General features: G+C 70.8%; 16 protein-coding genes. 9 read left to right on the top strand and 7 right to left on the bottom strand.

The features are described from left to right. Positions 1–26: 26 nt before the first annotated feature. On the bottom strand, positions 27–1304 hold the full coding sequence (locus tag AC6CQV_RS01880; protein WP_060960739.1) for an extracellular solute-binding protein: 1278 nt from the start codon (positions 1302–1304) through the stop codon (positions 27–29). Positions 1305–1366: 62 nt separating this feature from the next. After that, positions 1367–2545, bottom strand: a complete 1179-nt coding sequence (locus tag AC6CQV_RS01875) for an ROK family transcriptional regulator (RefSeq protein ID WP_498260108.1) — start codon at positions 2543–2545, stop codon at positions 1367–1369. Positions 2546–2657: 112 nt separating this feature from the next. Here AC6CQV_RS01875 and AC6CQV_RS01870 point away from each other — a divergent pair, with 112 nt between their 5' ends. Then, complete coding sequence (locus AC6CQV_RS01870) at positions 2658–3104, top strand: hypothetical protein (protein ID WP_498260107.1); 447 nt, start codon at positions 2658–2660, stop codon at positions 3102–3104. A 93-nt stretch (positions 3105–3197) separates the two neighbouring features. Next, complete coding sequence (locus AC6CQV_RS01865; protein ID WP_498260106.1) at positions 3198–4703, top strand: L,D-transpeptidase family protein; 1506 nt, start codon at positions 3198–3200, stop codon at positions 4701–4703. Between the two features lie 232 nt (positions 4704–4935). On the opposite strand, the gene AC6CQV_RS01860 is transcribed toward AC6CQV_RS01865, so the two are convergent. Next, positions 4936–7152, bottom strand: coding sequence for an NADP-dependent isocitrate dehydrogenase (locus tag AC6CQV_RS01860; RefSeq protein ID WP_498260709.1), 2217 nt, complete (start codon positions 7150–7152; stop codon positions 4936–4938). Between the two features lie 186 nt (positions 7153–7338). Between AC6CQV_RS01860 and AC6CQV_RS01855 the strand changes: the two genes are divergently transcribed. The 7 genes from AC6CQV_RS01855 to AC6CQV_RS01825 all read left to right on the top strand — a co-directional run bounded on the left by AC6CQV_RS01855 (position 7339) and on the right by AC6CQV_RS01825 (position 15620). Next, positions 7339–7791: a GNAT family N-acetyltransferase gene (locus AC6CQV_RS01855; protein WP_060960738.1), complete on the top strand. Its 453-nt coding sequence runs from the start codon at positions 7339–7341 to the stop codon at positions 7789–7791. Positions 7792–7919: 128 nt separating this feature from the next. Then, a complete protein-coding gene (locus AC6CQV_RS01850) occupies positions 7920–8936 on the top strand; it encodes a LacI family DNA-binding transcriptional regulator (protein ID WP_498260105.1) in 1017 nt (338 codons plus the stop codon). A gap of 143 nt (positions 8937–9079) precedes the next feature. Beyond that, positions 9080–10399: an ABC transporter substrate-binding protein gene (locus AC6CQV_RS01845; RefSeq protein WP_498260104.1), complete on the top strand. Its 1320-nt coding sequence runs from the start codon at positions 9080–9082 to the stop codon at positions 10397–10399. A 59-nt stretch (positions 10400–10458) separates the two neighbouring features. Beyond that, complete coding sequence (locus tag AC6CQV_RS01840; RefSeq protein ID WP_060960735.1) at positions 10459–11421, top strand: carbohydrate ABC transporter permease; 963 nt, start codon at positions 10459–10461, stop codon at positions 11419–11421. After that, positions 11421–12314, top strand: a complete 894-nt coding sequence (locus AC6CQV_RS01835; RefSeq protein WP_082734265.1) for a carbohydrate ABC transporter permease — start codon at positions 11421–11423, stop codon at positions 12312–12314. The genes AC6CQV_RS01840 and AC6CQV_RS01835 overlap by 1 nt, the downstream gene beginning before the upstream one ends. Continuing rightward, a complete protein-coding gene (gene yicI, locus AC6CQV_RS01830) occupies positions 12314–14548 on the top strand; it encodes an alpha-xylosidase (protein WP_498260103.1) in 2235 nt (744 codons plus the stop codon). Before AC6CQV_RS01835 ends, yicI begins: the two co-directional genes overlap by 1 nt. 217 nt (positions 14549–14765) lie before the next feature. Continuing rightward, positions 14766–15620 carry a DUF559 domain-containing protein gene (locus tag AC6CQV_RS01825; RefSeq protein WP_498260102.1) on the top strand — a complete coding sequence of 285 codons (855 nt, stop codon included), beginning with the start codon at positions 14766–14768 and terminating at the stop codon, positions 15618–15620. A 150-nt stretch (positions 15621–15770) separates the two neighbouring features. Here AC6CQV_RS01825 and AC6CQV_RS01820 read toward each other — a convergent pair whose 3' ends face one another. From AC6CQV_RS01820 to AC6CQV_RS01805, 4 genes are all read right to left on the bottom strand, one after another. Beyond that, the gene (locus AC6CQV_RS01820; protein WP_060960733.1) at positions 15771–17600 is read right to left on the bottom strand and encodes an ABC transporter ATP-binding protein; all 1830 of its coding nucleotides are present in this window, start codon (positions 17598–17600) and stop codon (positions 15771–15773) included. Next, positions 17597–19450, bottom strand: coding sequence for an ABC transporter ATP-binding protein (locus AC6CQV_RS01815; protein WP_498260101.1), 1854 nt, complete (start codon positions 19448–19450; stop codon positions 17597–17599). The genes AC6CQV_RS01820 and AC6CQV_RS01815 overlap by 4 nt, the downstream gene beginning before the upstream one ends. 360 nt (positions 19451–19810) lie before the next feature. Then, on the bottom strand, positions 19811–20314 hold the full coding sequence (locus AC6CQV_RS01810; protein WP_061781848.1) for a methylated-DNA--[protein]-cysteine S-methyltransferase: 504 nt from the start codon (positions 20312–20314) through the stop codon (positions 19811–19813). Beyond that, positions 20311–21828: a DNA-3-methyladenine glycosylase 2 family protein gene (locus AC6CQV_RS01805; protein WP_498260100.1), complete on the bottom strand. Its 1518-nt coding sequence runs from the start codon at positions 21826–21828 to the stop codon at positions 20311–20313. The genes AC6CQV_RS01810 and AC6CQV_RS01805 overlap by 4 nt, the downstream gene beginning before the upstream one ends. Positions 21829–21877 lie beyond the last annotated feature (49 nt).

The following is a 21877-nucleotide window of genomic DNA, read 5'->3' as shown; positions in this document are numbered from 1 at the left end:
CGAAACGCCGGCGAGTCGAAGCGGACTCAGCCGTTGAGGATGGCGTCGATCTGCTCGTCCAGCGCGGTGGCGAGCGTCTTGACGTCGCCGCCGGCTGCGACCTGGACGAAGAAGTCCTGCAGCAGGCCCTTCGCCTCGACATCCGCCCACTTCGGGGAGGCGGGGGTCAGCTTGGCGTTCGCCGCGGCATCCGCGATGATCTTCGCGAGCTCCGGGGTGGCCGCCGCGACCTCGCCGCCCAGCGACTTCTTGGCGGGCACGAGACCGGCCTTGGCCAGGATCGACTGGTACTCGTCGCTGAGCATGATCTCCAGCGCGCTCTTGGCGAGCTCCGGGTTGGCCGACTTCGCCGCGATCCCGATGTTCGAGCCGCCGGCGAAGACCTTCGCCGCGCCGCCGTCCTTGCCGGGGAGCGCGTAGTAGCCGACGGTCTTGCTCAGCGCCGTCTCGGCCTTGTCCTCATCGGCGACGATCGACCAGTACGCCCAGCTCGGCGCCGACAGCGTGGCGGCCTTCTCGGTGCGGAAGGGCACCCACGCCTCGGTCTCGTCGCCGTCCTTCGGGGCGAGGGAGGCCTTCGTCATGAGCTGCTGCACCTGCTCGATGCCCTTGACCGACGCGTCACTGGACATCTGCGCCTCCCACTTGCCGTCCTTCTGCACGGCGACCTCGCCGCCGTTCTCCCAGATGAACGGGAGGGCGTTGTACCAGTCCTTGCCGGGGAAGTAGACGCCGGAGACGCCGGGGAGCGCCTGCGCGAGCTTCTCGCCGCCCGCGACGTACTCGTCGAGGGTCGTCGGCACCTGCACACCCGCCGTGGCGTACTGGGTGGTGTTGTAGAAGACGATGCGGGCGCCCGAGTAGTACGGCGCCGCGTAGAGCTTGCCGTCCCACGAGCCGGCCTCGACGAATCCGGGCAGGAGGTCGTCCCCGCCGATCTGATCCTTGATGTCGGAGATGTCCAGGAGTGCACCGCTGGAGGTGAAGGCGGCCGCCTGCGTGTTGCCCATCTCGACGATGTCGGGGGTGTCGTTGGACGACAGGCTCGTGGTCAGCTTGTCGACGAGCCCGGTCCACTGCTGCTCCTCGATGACGAGCGTCGAGCCGGGGTTGTCGGCTTCGAACGTCTTCTTGAGGTAGTCGCGGGCATCCTGAGGCGTGTCGGTGCCGACGAGCCAGACCCGCAGCTGCGCCGCTGCAGGCGTGCCCGAGGCGTCGGTGCCGCCCGAGCTTCCGCCCGCGCAGCCGGCGAGAACGACAGCCGAAGCGCCGAGGAGCGCGAGGGCTCCGAGCTTCTTGTTCATGGTGTCTTCCTTTGTCTCTCTTGGTGGTATCGGGGCACGGTGACCCATCCGTGGATGAGGGGTCAGGACACCCCGAGTTGTCCTGACAGGACCATGACGGCCGCACCGCGGAGGACGATGTCCTCCCCCTGCGCCGTCATCCGCACCTGCACGCCGTCGTGGAACTCGGCGAGCGTCCGGGTGCGCAGTGTCTCGACGGTCGCGGTCGCGAGGGGTCCGTCGAGAAGTTCTGGGATGCCGGAGAGCACGATCTCCGACAGGTCGAGCACGCCCACGATGGGGGCGAGTGCGATGCCGAGACGCGCACCGGCGTCGCGGAGCACCGCGTCGCGGTCCGCGTCGGGCTCCGCGAGCCGCGCCTCGAGGGCGGGCACCGACAGCCACGCCTCGAGGCAGCCGATCTTGCCGCAGACGCAGCGCGGCCCACCGTCGGTGCCGACCGTGACGTGGCCGATCTCGCCCGCGGCGAAGCGCGAGCCGCGCATGGGCTGTCCGCTGGCGAGCAGCCCCGAGCCGACACCGCGGCCGACGCGAACGAGCAGGACGTCGTCGGCGGCGCCGCCGAAGGTGTACTCGGCGAGGACGGCGGCGTTGGCGTCGTTGGCCACGAGCACGGGAAGTCCGAGCTCGGCACGCAGCACCCCTTCGAGGTCGACGTCGTGCCAGCCGAGGTTCGGCGCCGTGAGCACGACGCCGCGGTCGTCGACGATGCCGGGGCTGCCGACGCCGATGCCGAGGACGGGCGCGTGCGCATCCGCGACCAGGCGTCGGGCGAGATCGATGACGACGGCGAGGATGTCGGCGGGATCGGCGGGCACGTCGACGTCGAGGCGCGCGACGATCTCGCCGTCGAGGGTGAGCACGGCGCCGAGGAAGCGGTCGGTGCCGGAGAGGTCGAGCCCGACGATGCGGTGCCCCTCGCGGTCGAGGTCGACGAGGATCGCGGGCTTGCCCGGACCGGTCACCTCGCGCAGGCCGCGTTCGGCGACGTAGCCGTCGTCGATCAGCTCGGCGACGAGATCGGAGATCGTCACCCGGGTGAGGCCGGTCTCCCGGGAAAGGTCCGCCCGACTCATGGCACCCTGGTGGAAGAGGGTCTGCAGCACGAGGGAGCGGTTGTGCGCGCGAGCGTGCTCCGGCAGGACCTTCGCCGCGTGACGCAGCGCGCGGCCTGCGCTGAACGACCGGCCCGCGAGGGCGGCCGTCTCGGGGGCAGTGCGCTGCACATCGGATCCGGACATGTTTGTTAGTAGACCTTACGAATCTCCGTTCCGCAAGCGCGGAACGCAATTCGGCAGGACCGTTTACAAAACCGTTACATTGCCCGTCGCGGGCGATCACAGGAGGAGAGACATGACCGCCATGCCGCCGCGCCGCCGCGCCCCGCTCGCCGCCGTGATCCTCGCCGGCGCTCTGGCCCTCGCCGGCTGCGCGGCATCCTCCCCCGCCCCCACGCCGTCCGACGGCGACACGCAGACGGTCGCGGAGGCGTGCGACACCGTGCGCGCCGGCGTCGAGGATGCCGCGGCCCAGCTGCAGACGCTCGACCCCGGCGACCCGCGCGCCGCGGTCGACGCCCTCGGCGGGGTCGCGGGACGGCTCGGCGCCGCCGCCGGAACCGTCGGCAACCACGAGGTGGCCGCGCTGCTGCCGCCGCTGCAGACCGGGTTCGCCTCGGCATCCGACACCCTCGCGGCGATCGCGGGCGGCGATCTGTCCCGTCTCACGGCCCTGCAGAGCACCACCGACGACATCCGGTCGGCACTGGCCGCGTTCACCCGGATCTGCTCCGGGGGCTGAGCGCACGAGCCTCGACGAACGTCTCTGCCGAGCCGGCCGCACCATCCCGTACCATAGGAGGGCGCGGCCGCGCAGAACACGGGGGTGTTGCAAGTGACCGATCCTGGCACGGGGCGAGAGGCGGACCACACGCCCGAGCCCTCGTCGGCGACGCCGACGACCGCCGCGACGGCCGTTCTCGACGGTCCCGTGGACCCGTTCGACGGCGCGGCGCCTCCGTCCGAAGCCCCTCCCGTGCAGTGGGCCCCGGCCGAGCCGGCGCCGAAGAAGAAGCGCCTCTGGCTGTGGATCGGCGTTCCCGCCGGCGCGCTCGCCGTCGGCGTCGTGGCCGCCTCGCTCGTGCTCATCGCCCCCGGCACGGCCGTCGCCGGCGTTCCCGTGGGCTTCCTCACGGCCGGCGCCGCGACCGATGCGATCAGTCAGCGGCTCGGCGCCACCACGCTCGTTCTGGGTGAGGGCGGACCCACCGTGACGGGCGCTCAGCTCGGTGCGACGGTCGACGCCCGCGCGCTCGCCGACGCCGCCTTCGACGAACGCCCCCTGTGGAATGTGACGCAGTGGTTCGGCGACGCCGTCGATGCCCCCCTGACACTGGATGCCGAGAAGGCCACCGCGGCGCTGCGCGCGGCCCTCCCCGGAAGCTTCGTCGACCCCGTCCCCGCGGGCGTCGCGTTCGCCGGCACCGCCTACACCGTCACGCCCGCCGTCGACGGCACGGGTCTCGACCTCGACGCCATCAGCGCGGCGCTCCACGACGCGTTCGTCTCGGGGCAGAGCTCCGTGGTCGTCCCGACGACGACGGTCCCGGTCGCCGCACCCGCCTCGACCGAGAAGGCGCAGGCCGCCGCCGACCAGCTCAACGGCATGCTGCAGACCATCGGCTTCTACGTCGGCGACGAGCGCACCGTGCCGGTCGACGCCGCGACCGCCGCGTCGTGGCTCACCGTGACCCCCGACGCCGCGGGGAGCTTCGCGATCACCGCGGACGCCGACAAGATCCAGGCCGCCGTGTCGGGCCTCGCCGCCCTCGTCGACCGCGCGCCGGCGAACGGCACGGTGATCACCAACTCCGACGGCACCGTGCTCGACACCAGCGTGCCCGGCGCCGACGGCCGCACGCTCGGCGACACCAGCGGCGTCGCACAGGAGTTCGCGACGCAGCTCGCTGCGGGCAAAGCGGCGTTCGCCCTCCCGGTGACGGTGACCCCGGCATCCACGACGACGCTGCAGCGCCTGCTCGAGGTGAACCTCAGCGAGCAGATGCTCTACCTGAAGGAGAACGGCGCGGTCGTCGACTCGTGGCCGATCTCGAGCGGTCTGCCGGCGTCTCCCACCTACACGGGACACTTCCGCATCAACAGCCACATCCGCTCGCAGACGATGACGAGCACCGACCCGAACAACCCGTACTGGAACTACGACGTGCCCAACGTCGAGTGGGTCATGTACTTCAACGGCGACGAGGCCTTCCACGGCGTGTACTGGCACAACAACTTCGGCACGCCGCAGAGCCACGGCTGCGTCGGCATGCCCAACTATCGCGCGAAGCAGATCTACGACTGGTCCCCGACCGGCGTGGACGTGTGGATCCACGACTGAGCCCGCGCTCGCCGCGTTTCGACTCCTCGCTGCGCTCGTCGCTCAACGACCGGGGTGGGCCGCGCTCTCACCGGTCGTCGAGCGAGGCGCGCAGCGCCGAGCCGACCGGGGGCCGCGCTCTCACCGGTCGTTGAGCGAGGCGCGAAGCGCCGAGTCGAAACGCCCCACGCCGGCAGAGTCCCACGCCGGCAACGCCGAAGGCGCGGACCGCAGCCCGCGCCTTCGGTGAGGATCACAGCGCGTCGATGACCGCGTTCAGCGTCGCCGACGGACGCATGACGGCGGTGACCTTCGCCACGTCGGGGTGGTAGTAGCCGCCGATGTCGACGGGGTGCCCCTGCACACCGTTGAGCTCGGCCACGATCTCCTGCTCCGCCGCCGCGAGCTTCTCGGCCACGGGCGCGAACGCGGCCGCGAGCTCGGCATCCGCGCTCTGGTGCGCCAGCTCCTGGGCCCAGTACAGCCCGAGGTAGAAGTGGCTGCCGCGGTTGTCGATGGTCCCGAGCGAGCGCCCCGGCGAGCGGTCCTCCTCGAGGAACGTGCCGGTCGCGGCATCCAGCGTGTCCGCGAGCACCTTGGCCTTCGCGTTGCCGGTGAACTCGGCGAGGTGCTCGAAGGATGCCGCGAGCGCGAAGAACTCGCCGAGCGAGTCCCACCGCAGGTAGTCCTCTTCGAGGAGCTGCTGCACGTGCTTGGGGGCCGAGCCGCCCGCGCCGGTCTCGAAGAGTCCGCCGCCGGCGAGCAGCGGGACGATCGAGAGCATCTTGGCCGACGTGCCGACCTCGAGGATCGGGAAGAGGTCGGTCAGGTAGTCGCGCAGCACGTTGCCCGTCACCGAGATCGTGTCCTCGCCCTTGCGCAGACGCGCGAGCGTGTACCGCGTCGCCTCCTCGGGCGGGAGGATGACGATCGTGATGTCGCCGGTGTCGAGCGTCGCGAGCGCCTGGTGCACCTTGCCGATGAGCTGGGCGTCGTGGGCGCGGTTGACGTCGAGCCAGAAGACGGCGGGCACGCCGGTGGCGCGGGCGCGCGAGACGGCCAGGCGCACCCAGTCCATGATCGCGATGTGCTTCGCCTGGGTCGCGCGCCAGATGTCGCCCTTCTCGACGTGGTGCTCGATGAGCACGGTGCCGGCGGAGTCGAGCACCTCGACGACGCCGTCCGCCGGGATCTCGAAGGTCTTGTCGTGGCTGCCGTACTCCTCGGCGGCCTGGGCCATGAGGCCGACGTTCGGCACGGTGCCGATGGTCGCGGGGTCGAGCGGGCCGTTCGCGATCACGTCGTCGATGACGGCCTGGTAGACGCCGGCGTACGAGGAGTCCGGGATGACGGCGATGGTGTCGTCCTCGGCGCCGTCGACGCCCCACAGCTTTCCGCCGTTGCGCACGAGGGCGGGCATCGAGGCGTCGACGATGACGTCGGACGGCACGTGCAGGTTGGTGATGCCCTTGTCGCTGTTGACGTAGCTGAGACGGGGGCCCGACGCGAGGTCCTGCGCGATGCGGGCGGAGATCGCGTCGCCGTCGGCGAGATCGCCCAGCCCGGCGAGGATCGACCCGAGGCCGTTGTTGCCGTCGAGACCGGCGGCCGAGAGCTGCGCGCCGTAGGTGTCGAAGACGTCGGCGAAGAACGCGCGGACGACGTGGCCGAAGATGATGGGGTCGCTGACCTTCATCATCGTGGCCTTCAGGTGCACGGAGTACAGCACGTTCTCCGCCTTGGCCTGGGCGATGGTGTCGGCGAGGAAGGCGTCGAGCGCCGTGGCCGAGAGGAAGGTGGCGTCGACGACCTCGCGCGGCAGCACCTTGAGGCCGTCCTTGAGAACGGTGACGGTGCCGTCGACGGCGGTGTGACGGATGCTGAGGACGTCGTCGTGGGCGGCGATCCAGCTCTTCTCGTTGCTCTTGAAGTCGTCGTGGCCCATGGTGGCGACGCGGGTCTTGGACCCGGCGGCGAAGGGCTTGTTGCGGTGGGGGTGCTTCTTCGCGTAGTTCTTGACCGCCAGCGGCGCGCGGCGGTCGCTGTTGCCCTCGCGCAGCACGGGGTTCACGGCCGATCCCTTGATGCGGTCGTAGCGGGCGCGGATGTCCTTCTCCTCCACCGTGGCGGCGTCGTCCGGGTAGTCGGGGATGTCGTAGCCCTGCGACTGGAGCTCGGCGATCGCGGCCTTCAGCTGCGGGATGGATGCCGAGATGTTCGGCAGCTTGATGATGTTCGCCTCGGGCAGGGTGGCGAGACCGCCGAGCTCGGCGAGCGCGTCGCCCACCTGCTGCTCGGGCGAGAGACGCTGCGGGAAGGCGGCGAGGATGCGGCCCGCGAGGGAGATGTCGCGGGTGTCGATCTCGACGCCCGCCTGCCCCGCGAAAGCCTTCACGATCGGCAGAAAAGAGGCCGTCGCCAGCGCCGGCGCCTCGTCGGTGTGCGTGTAGATGATGGTGGACTCGGGCACGTGTGATCTCTCCGTCGTGAGCGTCGTCGTGGGCGTCGTGGTGAGCGTCGCGGGGTCACCCACCAGGCTATCGCATCACCGGAATATATCTTGACGTCAAGATATCTCCGCCCCCGCTGCCGTGTTGGCGTTTTCTCACCGTTCGGAGGGTGCCGACCATGACCGCGCGCGAGGTAGCCTGATCACATGACCGAGCTGCGCCTCGAGGAACTGTCGGCCGCCACCATCGTGGCGGTGAACACCATGTCGCTCAAGCCGGGTCAGGAGCAGTACCTCGCCCCCACGAGCTACGCCGTCGCCGGGACGGTGGCCAATCCGAGCACCGCGTGGCAGCGGGTGGTGCTCGACGGCGACGAGGTCGTCGGCTTCGTCAGCGCGAACTTCGATCCCGACGCGCTGCACGAGCACTTCCGCTCCGTACTCTGGCGCATCAACGTCGACGCCGACGACCAGGGTCGGGGCGTCGGCCGCTTCGCGGTGGAGCAGCTTCTCGAGGAGGCCCGCGCCCGCGGAATGGACCACGTGCACGTGATCTACGAAGAGGGCCAGGGCGGCCCCGACGCGTTCTTCCGTCGCGTGGGATTCACTCCGGTCGATGAGACCGAGTTCGGCGAGGTCGTCGCCGAGATCCGCCTGTAGGCGCCCGCGTCGTTCGCACGTCACCGTTTGTTGCCAATATCCACAAACCTCTTGCGTCGATGACGCGGAGGGCTCTATCGTGATCTCCAGCTTCGCTCGAAGCGCTTCGATACGACAGAGGAGTCGGCATGGCACGCATCGACGAGGTGGCTGCGGCCGCCGGCGTGTCCATCAGCACCGTGTCCTACGCGCTGAGCGGCAAGCGCCCCATCTCCCCTGACACGCGCCGCCGCGTCATCGACGCCGCACACCGGCTCGGGTACGCCCCGAACGCCGGAGCCCGCATGCTGGCGGGTCGCCTCACCCACATCTTCGCGCTCACCGAGCCGCTGCGGCGCGAGACCCACGCGCCGACGCACATGTCCTTCGTGCTGGCGGCGGCCGTCGCGGCGCGCCGCCACGACTACGACATCCTGCTCCTCACCGACCAGCAGGCCTCGGCCGGCATGCAGCGGGTGACGGCCTCGGGTCTCGTCGACGCGATCCTCGTGCTCGACGTCGCACCCGACGACGAGCGGGTCGCCATCGCCCGCTCGATCACCACGCCGACGGTGTTCATCGGCATCCCCGACGACCACGAGGGCCTGGACTGCGTCGACCTCGATTTCGAGGCGGCCGCACGACTCGCCGTCGACCGCGTGGCCGACGCGGGCCACCGCCGCATCGCCCTCATCGGCCAGCCGGCGAGCACCTACCGACTGTCCAACTTCCCTCCCCGCGTCCGCCGCGCCGTCGCCGAGCATGCGGCGCACCGGGCGCTCGAGCACTCGTTCGCGACGACGGGCGAGGTCGTCACGGATGCCGAGGCGGTGCGCGCGGCCGTGAACGACGCGCTCGACGCCGGTGCGACCGCACTGCTGCTGCACGGCGTCGACGACATGCACGGCGCCGTGCTCACCGCCCTCGCCGAGCGCGGGGCGGAGGTGGGCGCGGACGTCTCGATCGTCTCGATCGCGGCATCCTTCGACACCACGAAGCTGCCGACCCAGCTCGACACCATCCCGCTGATCCCCGAGGCGTCGTGCGATCTCGCCGTCGACCTCGCGCTGGCGCGGATCGACGACCCGCGCCGGCCCGCCGGCATCCACCTGCTCGCACCCGTGTACCGCGACGCGGGCTCGGTGACGACTCCCCCGCACGCGTGACCGCTTCCTCGGACGCGCTTTCGTTCGCCGTTCATCGAAGCGCTTCGACAGACTTCACCTCCTGACCCGCAACTGAACACCGGCAACTGAACACCGCAATCACAGACCGGGCCGATGGCGGCCCACCGAAAGGAGTGCCGACGATGGCACGAATCACAGGGCGGACGCGGGCACTGACCGCCGCCGTCATCCTCACCGCCGCGGCGCTGAGCATCAGCGCCTGCTCCTCCTCCGGCGACACCGGCACAGGCAGCACCGACGGCGCCGGCCAGACCCTCAAGCTCTGGCATTACGAGGGCGCCGACAGCGCGATGGGCAAGGCATGGGCCGAGGCCATCGACGTCTTCGAGAAGGAGACCGGCGCCAAGGTCGAGTTCGAGGAGAAGTCGTTCGAGCAGATCCAGAAGACGGCCAGCCAGGTGCTCGACACGGATGCCGCGCCCGATGTCATGGAGTTCAACAAGGGCAACGCGACCGCCGGCTTCCTCGCGTCGACGGGACTGATCAGCGACATCTCCGACGCCGTGGCGAAGTACGGGTGGGCCGACAAGCTCGCTCCCTCGCTGCAGACGACCGCGAAGTACACCGACAAGGGCGTCATGGGCGGCGACACCTGGTACGGCGTGCCCAACTACGGCGAGTTCGTCGGCGTCTACTACAACAAGGACGCCTTCGCCGCGGCGGGGCTGGAGATCCCCACCACGTACGACGAGTTCGTCAAGGTGCTCGACGCGTTCGTGGCGAAGGGCATCACCCCGCTCGCCGAGGCCGGCGCGGAGTACCCGCTCGGCCAGCTCTGGTACCAGCTGGCGCTGTCCCACGGCGACCGCGACTGGGTGAACGACTACCAGCTCTACAAGAACCCGGTCGACTGGCAGGGCGCCGAGACGACCTACGCCAGCGACACCCTCAAGGAATACGTCGCCAAGGGCTACATCGCCAAGGACGTCTCCTCGATCAAGGCCGAGGATGCCGGGGTGTCCTTTATCAACGGCACCTCCCCCATCTTCGTGTCGGGCTCGTGGTGGTACGGACGCTTCACCGAGCAGGCCACCGGGTTCGACTGGACGATGCAGGCCTTCCCGGGCTCGAAGCTGTCGCTCGGCTCGTCGGGCAATCTGTGGGTGGTTCCGGAGAACGCGAAGAACAAGGACCTCGCCTACACGTTCATCGACATCACGATGCGACCGGAGATCCAGGCGATCATCGGCAACAACGGCGGCCTGCCCGTCGCTGCCGATCCGAAGGACATCACCGACCCGAAGAGCCAGGAGCTCATCTCGGTCTTCAACGGCGTCCTCGACCAGGACGGCCTCTCCTTCTACCCCGACTGGCCGGCTCCGGGCTTCTACGACGTGATCGTCCAGCAGCTCCAGGGCCTCGTCACCGGAACGCAGGATGCCGCGACCACCAACGCGAACCTCGGCAAGGCCTACGACGAGGGCACCGCGGACTACCGCTGACCGACCGGTGGGGGCGGCCTCGTGCCGCCCCCACCCCCGCTCCCGAACGAAAGCACCGCATGTCGCTCACAACACGCTCTCGGCGCACCCCGGTCGTCGACGACGAACCCGCCATCCCCCAGCGCGGAGGCGGACGCGGCGGGTACTGGCTGTACCTGCTGCCCGGCTTCGTCCTGCTGCTGGTCATCGTCATCGTCCCGCTGGTGTGGAACGTCTACCTCACCTTCACGAGCTGGAAGGGGGTGCGCGCACCGGAGTTCATCGGCGTCGACAACTGGATCAAGCTCGTCGGCGACGACGCGTTCTGGACCTCCTTCCTCAACTCCGTGTGGATGGTCATCGCCATGGTGATCGTGCCGACGATCGTCGGCCTGATCGTCGCCGCGCTCCTGTTCGACGTCGTCGGACGCAAGTTCGGCGGCCGGGTCGGCAGCTTCCTGCGCGCGACCTACTACCTCCCGCAGATCCTGCCGGTGGCCGTCGCCGGCATCGTGATCGGCTGGATCGTGCGGCCGGGCGCCGACGGCGCCCTCAACCAGCTGCTGGCCGCCGTCGGCATCGCCCCCGTCGACTGGCTGGGCCAGATGCCCTCCGCGCTCATCGTGCTCATGGTGGTGCTGGTGTGGGTGCAGATCGGCTATCCCGTGGTCGTGTTCATGGCGGCGCTGCAGCGGGTCGATCCCGAGCTGTACGAGGCCGCCGAGCTCGACGGCGCCAACTGGTTCCAGCGCTTCGCGTCCATCACCGTCAGCATCATCCGTCCGGAGATCTTCGTCGTCACCCTCACCTGCACGATCGCGGCGCTGAAGGTGTTCGGTCCGGTCTACGTCATCACCCGCGGCGGCCCCGCCGGCGCCACCCTCGTGCCGTCGTACTACGCCTACCAGGAGTTCTTCACCAAGCGCGACGTCGGCTACGGCGCCACCATCGCGACGGTGCTGACGATCGTCGTCGTCATCGTGTCGATCGTCTTCATCCGGGTGCAGAACTCCCTCGAACGCAAGGAAAGGGCGGGCCTGTGATGGCTGCCGGAACCGTACTCACGACCGCGATCCGTCCCCGACGCGCCCCGCGCGGACGCGGCGGCATGGTCACCAAACGCGGAGTCGACTGGCTGATGCTCGTGCTGGTCGCTGTCGGCGCCCTCCTGGTGATCGCGCCGTTCTACCTCGTGCTGGTCAACTCGTTCAAGTCGCCGACCGACTACGCGAACTCGGGTCCGCTCGCCCTGCCGCACGCCCTCGACTTCACCGGCATCACCAAGTTCTGGGAGCGGGTCAACTTCCCGCAGAAGGTCTGGAACTCCCTCTTCATCTCCGGGGTGGTCGCCGTGCTCGCGGTGCTGATCTCGATGCTCAACGCGTTCGCGATCGGCATCGGCCGCGTCCGCGGCCGCACCTGGATCGTGCTGCTGTTCCTGCTGGCGAACCTGCTCCCCCAGGAGGCCCTGCTCTACCCGCTGTACTACATGTTCAAGTCGGTCGGCCTCTACGACAACGTGTGGTCGGTGATCATCATCTTCACGGTCGTCCAGGCCGCGTTCGGCACCTACCTGCTGTCGTCGGTGTACGGCACCTTCCCCAAGGAGGTGCTGGAGGCGGCATCCCTCGACGGCGCCGGACGCTGGACGATCCTGTGGCGCGTCGTCTTCCCGATCAGCCGTCCCACGCTGTCGGTGCTGCTCATCTTCTTCTTCATCTGGACGTGGAACGAGTTCCTCATCCCGCTGACGTTCCTCGCCTCGAACGCGAACCAGACCGTGCCGGTGGCGATCAGCGTGCTCCAGGGCGACCGCCTCATGGACGTGACCACGACCAGCGCGTCGGCCCTGCTGGGCATCATCCCGACGCTCATCTTCTTCCTCATCTTCCAACGCACCCTCACCCGGGGCATCACGGCAGGAGCAGTCAAGTAATGAAGTTCACCGACGGGTTCTGGCAGCTGCGCCCCGGAGTCAGCGCGCTCTACGCGCAGGAGGCGTACGACCTGTGGCAGATCGCCGACACCCCCGACGGCCCCGGGCTGATGGTCACCGCGCCCACCGCGGTCATCGCGCGGCGCGGCGACGTGCTCAACCGGCCCGTGCTGACCACGACCCTCTCCTCGCCCGCCGAAGGGGTGATCCGCGTGCGGATCGCGCACCACACCGGCGCCGCGTGGCACGGTGGCTTCCCGATGCCGGGTGCCGGCGGGTCGGCCGACCGCGTCGAGATCACGGAGACCGAAGGTCTCGTCCGCGCCGGCATCCTCACCGCTCGCGTCGGGGCCGGCGCCCCGTGGGACCTCTCCTTCGAGGTCGACGGCCGCCGGGTCACCGGCAGCGGCCACAAATCCCAGGGCTATCTGCGGGTGGCCTCCGACGCTCAGGTCGACACCGGCATCGTCGGCAACGCCCGGGCCGGGCAGCGCACGGACACCGCCCCCGCCTACGTGCACGAACAGCTGGAGCTCGGTGTCGGCGAGCTCGTCTACGGCCTCGGCGAGCGCTTCGGCCCGCTGGTGAAGAACGGGCAGACGGTCGACATCTGGAACGCCGACGGGGGCACCTCGAGCGAGCAGGCCTACAAGAACGTGCCGTTCTATCTCACCACCCGCGGCTACGGCGTGCTCGTCAACGACCCCGGCCACGTGTCGTTCGAGGTGGGGTCGGAAGCCGTCGAGCGGGTGCAGTTCTCGGTGCCCGGCGAGGTGCTGGAGTACTTCGTGATCGCAGGGCCGACGCCCGCCGACGTGCTGCGCCGCTACACGGCCCTCACCGGCCGGCCGCCCGTGGTACCGGCATGGTCGTACGGCCTGTGGCTGTCGACGAGTTTCACCACCGCCTACGACGAGGCGACCATCACCTCGTTCATCGACGAGATGGCGGCCCGCGAGCTGCCGGTGTCGGTGTTCCACTTCGACTGCTTCTGGATGCGCGAGTTCAACTGGTGCGACTTCGAGTGGGATGCCCGCGTGTTCCCCGACCCCGACGGCATGCTCGCGCGGCTCCACGAGCGCGAGCTGCGCGTGTGCGTCTGGATCAACCCCTACATCGCGCAGCGCTCGCCCCTGTTTCGCGAAGCGGCGGATGCCGGCTACCTCGTGCGCCGCGCGGACGGCTCGATCTGGCAGTGGGACCTCTGGCAGGCCGGCATGGGGCTGGTCGACTTCACGAACCCCGCTGCGACCGCGTGGTATCAGGAGAAGCTGCGGGCGCTGATCGCCCAGGGCGTCGACTGCTTCAAGACGGACTTCGGCGAGCGCATCCCCACCGACGTGGTGTGGGCCGACGGCAGCGACCCGCAGCGCATGCACAACCTCTACACCGAGCTGTACAACCGGGCCGTCCACGACGTGCTGGTCGCCACCCGCGGCGAGGGCGAGGCCGTGCTGTTCGCCCGTTCCGCCACGGCGGGAGGACAGAGCATGCCGGTGCACTGGGGCGGTGACTCGACCTCGACCTTCACCTCGATGGCCGAGACGCTGCGCGGAGGTCTCTCGCTCGCGATGAGCGGCTTCGCGTACTGGAGCCACGACATCGGCGGTTTCGAGGGCACACCCGATGCCGCCGTGTTCAAGAGGTGGACGGCGTTCGGTCTGCTCAGCTCGCACTCGCGCTTCCACGGGTCGGACTCCTACCGCGTGCCGTGGGCCTTCGACGAGGAGGCCGTGGCGGTGACGCGCCGCTTCACCCACCTCAAGATGCGGCTCATGCCGTATCTGCATCAGCTCGGCGTCGACGCGGCGCGCACCGGCATCCCGCTGCTGCGACCCCTGGCGCTGGAGTTCCCGGGCGACCCGGCCGTCGCCTACCTCGACCGCCAGTACATGCTGGGCCCGTCGCTGCTGGTCGCGCCCGTGATGTCGGCGGACGGGGAGGTGGAGTTCTACCTGCCCGACGGCGAGTGGACCTCGCTGCTGAGCGGCGAGCGCGTGAGCGGCGGGCGGTGGCGGCGCGAGACCCACGGGTTCGATTCCCTGCCGCTGTACGTGCGGCCGGGCGCGGTGCTGCCGTGGGGCGCGCGCGAGGACCGGCCGGACTACGACTACCTCGACGGTCTCGAGCTGCGCGTGTTCGCGGGCGGCTCCGGGACGCGGGAGGTCGTCGTCACCGCCCCCGACGGTCGCCGCCAGACGTTCGAGGTCGACCTGGACGCGCCGACCCCCTGACCCGGCCGTCGGGTGTTCGGGTTCGCGCGTTCGCGTTCGCGGATTCGGACAATGGCGACAGATGCGGATGCTGTGGGCCGCAGCATCCGCATCTGTTCACGTCCTCCGCATCCGCTGCGGGCGCGTCGGCTCCTCCCCAGCCGTGGCGGTCCGGCGAGTTGTGCACGACAGCGCGCGGATCGGCGTGCGGAGGCGTGCGGGCGGGCAGGCTCGGACCGTGGGGATCCGAGAGCTGGTGGAGGCGGGTGGCGGCATCGTGCATCGGCGAGCCGTGCTGGATGCCGGCATCCGCCCCACCACGCTGCGAGCGGCCATCACGGCGGGCGAGGTGCGCCGCGTGCGCCGCTTCTGGGTGTCCACGGACGCGGCCCCGGCCGCGCTCGTGCACGCGGCGGAGGTCAGTGCGCGGGTGGCCTGCGTGTCGGCGGCTCGCCACCGCGGCTGGTGGCTGCCGCCGGAGATCCCGACGGGTCCGCACCTGCACGTGCCCGCCCACGCGCAGCGCCCTCGACCCGACGAGCGCGACGGGGACGGCGTGGTCGTCCACTGGGATACGCCGCTGGTGCCGTCGCACCCGCACGTGCTCGTCGAGTCGGTTCCCGACGCGCTGGCGCACCTCGCCCGGTGTCTGCCCCACGAAGATGCGCTCGTCGTGTGGGAGTCCGCCGTACGCCGCGAACGGCTCGACCCGGACGTGCTGCGGCGCTACCGCTGGCGCACGCCCGATGCGCGGCGACTGGCGGCGGAGGTCACGGGCCTCAGCGATTCCGGCCTCGAGACGCTCTTCGTCTCGCGGATATGTGGGATCGGCCTCGACGTCCGCCAGCAGGTGCTGCTGCTCGGACACCACGTCGACGGCCTCATCGGCGAGCGACTCGTCGCGCAGCTGGACGGCTTCGCCTTCCATTCCTCGGCCGCCGATCGGGGCCGAGACCTGAGCCACGACCGCGAGCTCACGGCGCGCGGGTACACCGTGCTGCGCTTCACCTACGCCGAGGTCGTGCATCAGTGGCCCCGCGTGGAGGCCGCGATCCTCCGCGCGGTCGCGCAGGGCCTTCACCTCGCGCGCTGACACCCCGCCGCCACCGGCTGCACTCCTCCGAATCTGCGGCAGGGCGCCCAGCCCAGCCCAGCCCGCACCGGATTCGGAGCAGCGCAACAGAATCGGATGCCGCGACGCGCAGCATCCGATTCTGTTGGCCATCGCCGAAACCGGCGGGGGTCAGACGAGCGACTGCTTCCAGGCGCTGTGCAGCTGGGCGAACTTGCCCGTGCCGGCGATCAGCTCCGCCGGGGTGTCATCCTCGATGATGCGGCCGTGCTCCATCACGAGCACCCGGTCGGCGATCGACACGGTCGACAGCCGGTGGGCGATGATGATCGCGGTGCGATCGGCCAACAGCGTCTGCAGCGCCGACTGGATCTGACGCTCGCTCGGGATGTCGAGCGACGCCGTGGCCTCGTCCAGGATGAGCACCGCGGGATCGGCGAGGAACGCGCGGGCGAACGAGATCAGCTGACGCTGTCCGGCCGACACCCGGCCGCCGCGCTTGTTGACGTCGGTGTCGTACCCGTCGGGCAGCCGCTCGATGAACGTGTCGGCGCCCACCGCGCGGGCCGCAGCCCGGATCTCCTCGAACGTCGCGTCGGGCTTGCCGAGCGCGATGTTGTCGGCGACGGTACCGCTGAACAGGTACGCCTCCTGCGTCACCATCACGATCGCGCGACGGAGGTCCTTCGGATGCAGCGACCGCAGGTCGACGCCGTCGAGCGTGACCGCGCCGTGCGACGGGTCGTAGAACCGCGACACGAGCTTCGCGAGCGTCGACTTGCCGGCGCCCGTCGTGCCGACCAGGGCGATCGTCTGCCCGGCGGGGATGTCGAGCGAGAAGTGCGGCAGGATCGTGCGGTCGTCCGCGTAGCCGAACACGACGTCGCGGAACTCCACGTGACCGGACGCCTTCCAGAGGTCGACCGGACGCACGGGGTCGGGAACGGTCGGCTCCTCCTCCAGCACGCCCGACACCTTCTCCAGCGCGGCCGTGGCCGACTGGTAGGAGTTCAGGAACATGGCGACCTCCTGCAGCGGCGAGAAGAAGTTCCGCACGTACAGGACGGCGGCCAGCAGGGTGCCCACGAGCAGGGTCCCGTCGACCACCCGCAGACCGCCCCAGAGGAGCACGCCTGCGACGGCGAAGGCCGAGACCGCCATCATCCCCGGCTCGAACGTGCCGAACAGCCGGAGCGAGCGCATGTTGACGTCGCGGTACTGTCCCGAGAGGTCGCCGAACTCCTCGTCGTTGCGAGGCTCCTTGCGGAAGGCCTTCACGGCGCGGATGCCGGTCATCGTCTCGACGAACTTCACGATCACCTTGGCGCTGACCACGCGCGACTCCCGGTATGCACGCTGCGAGTTGCGGTAGAACCAGCGCATCAGCAGGTACAGCGGGATGCCCGCGACGGCGAGGATGACGCCCGACTGCCAGTCCAGCAGCAGCAGCGCGATCAGCGTGAACGCGCCGTAGAGCACGCCCGAGACGAGCTCGTTGAGCCCGCCGTCGAGCAGCTCGCGGATGGAGTCGAGGTCGCTCGTCTGGCGCGAGATGATGCGGCCCGACGTGTACGACTCGTGGAACTCCAGGCTGAGCCGCTGGGTGTGCAGGAAGATGCGGGTGCGCAGGTCGAGCATGACCGCCTGCGTCAGCCGCGCGGCCACGACCGCGTACCAGCCGATGAGCGCCGCCCCGCCGATGCCGGCGAGGAGGTAGACGGCGACGATGACGATCGTCGGCATCCAGTCGGCATCCTGCATGGCCTGCGGCAGCGCCGTGTTCAGGCCGTACGCGATCAGCGCGGGGCCCGCGACGCGCAGCGCCGTGGAGACGACGAGCACGGCCAGCGCCAGCACGAGCTGCCACCGCAGCGGGTCGACGAGCGAGCCCAGCAGGCGCAGCGAGCGCTGGCGGATCGAGCGCGACTCGGCGCGCGTGTAGTCCGAGCGGTCTTCACCGGTGGTGCCGGCGACGGACGCCGTGCCTCCCGTTGAGCTCATCGGTTCACCTCCGTCTCCCGCAGGCGGGTGTTCTGTTCCTCGGCGTCTTCCAGACTCGAGATGACGTGCCGGTAGTGCTCGCTCGTGCGCAGCAGCTCGGCGTGGGTGCCGACGGCCGTGATGCGGCCCTCCTCGAGGAGCGCGACCCGATCGGCGAGCATCACGGTCGACGGCCGATGGGCGATGACGAGCGTCGTGGTGTCGGCCATGACCTCGCGGAGGGCGTCCTCGACGAGCGCCTCGGTGTCGACGTCGAGCGCCGACAGGGGGTCGTCGAGCACCAGCACGGCCGGGCGGGCCGCGATGGCCCGGGCGAGCGCGAGCCGCTGGCGCTGTCCACCGGACAGCGACAGCCCCTCCTCGCCGATGACCGTGTCGACCCCGTCGGGCAGGTCCTCGACGAAGCCGGCCTGCGCGACGGCGAGCGCTTCGCGCAGCACCGCCTCGGCCTCGGGGCTTCCCGCGGCCAGGTCCTCGCGGCCGAGCAGCACGTTCTCGCGCACCGTCTGCGAGAAGAGCGTCGAGTCCTCGAACGCCATCCCCACATGCGTGCGCAGCTCCGTGAGGGTGAGGTCGCGGACGTCCACGCCGTCGAGCGTCACGCGTCCGCCGGTCACGTCGTACAGGCGGGCCGGCAGCGTCGTGAGCGTCGTCTTGCCCGAACCGGTGAGGCCGACGAGGGCCATGGTCTCCCCCGGCACGAGCGTCAGGTCGATGCCGTCGAGGAGGTCGCGCTCGCCGTCCCCGGCATCCTGGTAGCGGAAGTGGACCCCCTCGAACGCGAGCGCGCCGCGCGACGAGCCCAGCACGACGGGGGCCGCGGCGTCGGTGATCGTGTTCTCCTCGTCGAAGACCTCGAAGATGCGATCGCTCGCCGTGCGCGCGTCGAGCAGGAACGAGAAGAGGAAGCCGATCGACTCCATGGGCCAGCGGAGCACCGTCGCCATGGCGAAGAAGGCCACGAGCTCGGCGATCGACAGCTGGCCGAGCTGCTGCAGCACGATGCCGACGCCGAGGCACAGGGCGAACGCGATCTCCGGCAGCAGCACCAGCCAGAACCAGATCCAGCCGACGGCGCGCGCCTTGCTCAGCTCGGTCTCGCGCAGCGTCTCGGCCTGCCGGGTGAACTTCTGCAGGGCGTGCTTCCCCCGCCCGAAGGCCTTCAGCACGCGGATGCCGTGCACGCTCTCCTCGACGCTGGTGGCGAGGTCGCCGGCCTGGTCCTGGCTCTGGCGCGCGAGGGTGCCGTACGTCTTCTCGAACCGGTAGCCGGCGTACCAGAGGGGGGCGCACACGATGAGGAACGTGACGCCGAGCGCCCAGTGCCAGCGGAAGAGCAGCGCCATGCCGACGAGGATGGTCAGCAGGTTGACGACGAGCAGCACGATGCCGAAGGCCATCCAGCGGCGCAGCATGCTGATGTCCTGCATCATGCGCGACAGCAGCTGGCCCGACTGCCACCGGTCGTGGAACGCGACCGGCAGGCGCTGCAGCCGCTCGTAGAAGCTCGTGCGCAGGTCGTACTCGACCTTGGTCGACGGCGCCAGCACGAACCAGCGCCGCAGCCACACCATGACGGCCTCGAGCAGGCCGAGCACGAGGATGATCGCGGCGCCCCAGACGAGCTGGCTGCGGTCGCCGGCGCTGGAGGCACCGGCGGCGATCGGGCCCTGCACGAGCACTTCGAGCACGAGCGGGATCGACAGGGCGAGCAGGCTCGCGACGAGGGCGCTGACGGCGCCCAGGATCAGGCGTGGCAGGACGGGTTTGGCGAAGGGGTACAGCCGGGCGAGGGCGCGGACGGTGGACAGGCGCTCGACGGGCTCGAGGTGCTCGGAGGAGGAGGTCATGATCCTTGCGAAGGGGTGGAGCGGATGCCGAGGTCACGGGTCGGCGATGAGTGACGGAGGGCGCACAGCGGCGCGGCAGGACGAGACGGGGCCCTGTCGGAGAGAACGCGCGGCGGGACGATGCCGCCGAAGGAGGAGGCGCGGCGCGTTATCCCCGGCCGACTCCGGCGGCCTCGAACGCGCGCGGGGCGACGGCCGAGGGACGGAGGAAGGCGGGCTTCGTGGTGACGATGGCCGTGGACATGGCTTCCTCCAGGGAGTCGGTGAACGGGGACCGCGCGCCGCCCGTGCGGCGACAGGGGCGCGACAGCCCTCCAGCCTATGCCGACCTCTCGCCCCGCCGCAAGGGCGGTCTTCCGATCAGGCCGCGGATTCGCGGGCGAGCAGGGCCCGCTTCACATCCAGGCCCCACGCGAAACCGCCGAGGGCGCCGCCGGTGCGCAGCACGCGGTGGCACGGCACGAACAGGGCGGGAGCGTTGCGGGCGCAGATGGATGCCGCGGCGCGCACGGCGCTCGGGCGGCCCAGAGCGGCCGCGAACTCCGCATAGGTGAGCGGGCTGCCCGGGGCGATGCGGCGCAGCGCCGCCCAGCCGTCGAGCTGCAGGGCGGTGCCGGTCTGCGCGACGGCCACCTCGTCGATGGCCGCGAGGTCGCCGTCGTAATAGGCGGCGACCGCGGCCGCGGCATCCGTCCGTCCCTCTCGCACGTCGCTCGGCGGCGAGGCCAGCCGGTGCAGCACGTCCGCCGGCTCGGCGGTCCACCCGCTGGCCAGTACGCGGCCGCGGTCGTCGGCGAGCAGCGTGAAGGGCCCGTCCGGCGTGTCGACCGTCTGCAGGGTGGCGCTGTGGCGGGTGGCGGTCATGGGGTGCTCCGTTCGGGGGATGTGCGGGCCGGGCCGGGCGCGGCCGTGGGAACCGACGCCCGCCACAGGTGGGCGGTCAGGTAGCTGCGCCAGGGGGCGGCCCGCGTCGCCCAGGCGTCGTAGCCGCGGGGGTCGGAGGGGATGCCGACGGCTGCGGCGCCCGCGCGGACCGCGACGTCTCCCGGCAGCGTGATGTCGGGATCGCCGAGCACGCGCATGCGCACGTAGTCGGCGGTCCACGGCCCGATGCCGGGGCGGGCGAGCAGCGCCGCACGTTGCTCGGCGCCGTCGTCACCGGGCGTGAGCTCGAGCGTGCCGTCGGCCAGCGTGGCCGCGGCCGCGGTCACCGCCCGGATGCGCGCCGCGGGGCCGCGCAGCACATCGGCGCCGTGCTCGGCGATGGCCGCCATCGTCGGGAACAGGCGGTCCATGCCGTCGTGCGCATCGACGCGTTCTCCCAATGCCGCCGTGAGCGCGGTGAGCGCGGTGCGCGCCGCCGCGACCGAGATCTGCTGGCCGATCATGGCGCGGATGAGCATCTCGTGCGGGTCTGCGGCGCCCGGCACGCGGATGCCGGGGACGGCCTCGACCAGCGGGGCGATGGCGTCATGGGCGGACAGGGCCGCATCGACCGCGAGGGGATCGGCGTCGAGGTCGAACAGCCGACGCACGCGCGCGACGAGCACGGGCAGGTCGGCGAGGTGGGTGAGCCGGGCGCTGAGACGCACCCTCCCGGTGTCGTCGAGACGGATCGCGAACCAGACCGGACCGCCCGCCAGACGCAGCACGCGCGCGAACGAGTCGGCACCGGCCGTCTCGATGCCGTCGACGGCGCGCGCCCGCATCCAGGCGAAGAGGCCGGAGGCGTCGAGCGGGCCGCGATGCGGCAGCAGCAGATCGATCGTTCCGGCGGCGGGCACGCCGGCCGCCGTGGGCCGGCGGGCGCGCAGGGCGCTCGGCGTCAGCCCGAAGACCTCCCGGACGGTGTCGTTGAACTGGCGCACGCTCGCGAATCCGGCCGAGAAGGCGACGTCCGCGGCGGCGAGATCCGTCGACACCAGGAGCAGGCGTGCCGTGTGGGCGCGCTGGGCGCGTGCGAGCGCGAGAGGGCCGGCGCCCAGCTCGGCCGTCAGCAGCCGGGTGAGATGGCGCGGCGAGTAGCCGAGCCGGCGCGCGAGCCCGGGCACCCCCTCCCGTTCGACGATCCCCTCCGCGATCAGCCGCATCGCGCGGCCCGCGACGTCGCCGCGCAGGTCCCATTCGGGGGAGCCGGGCGCCGCTTCGGGCAGGCACCGCTTGCACGCCCGGTATCCGGCCTCGTGCGCCGCGGCGGAGGTGGGATAGAAGGTGACGTTCGCCGCCTTCGGCGTGCGCGCCGGGCAGCTCGGACGGCAGTAGATCCCGGTCGAGCGCACCGCCGTCACGAACTGGCCGTCGAAGCGCGCGTCCCGCGCGTCGATCGCGCGATAGCGTTCGTCGAACGTCATCGCGGCGGAGGCGTCGACGGGGCTCATACGACTAGCCTGACACGCCCCCGTACCCTCGGCTCGCGGAAATCGGACA

Source organism: Microbacterium sp. EG9 (genome assembly GCF_059759475.1).
This window is presented reverse-complemented; position numbering and strand designations above follow the sequence as displayed.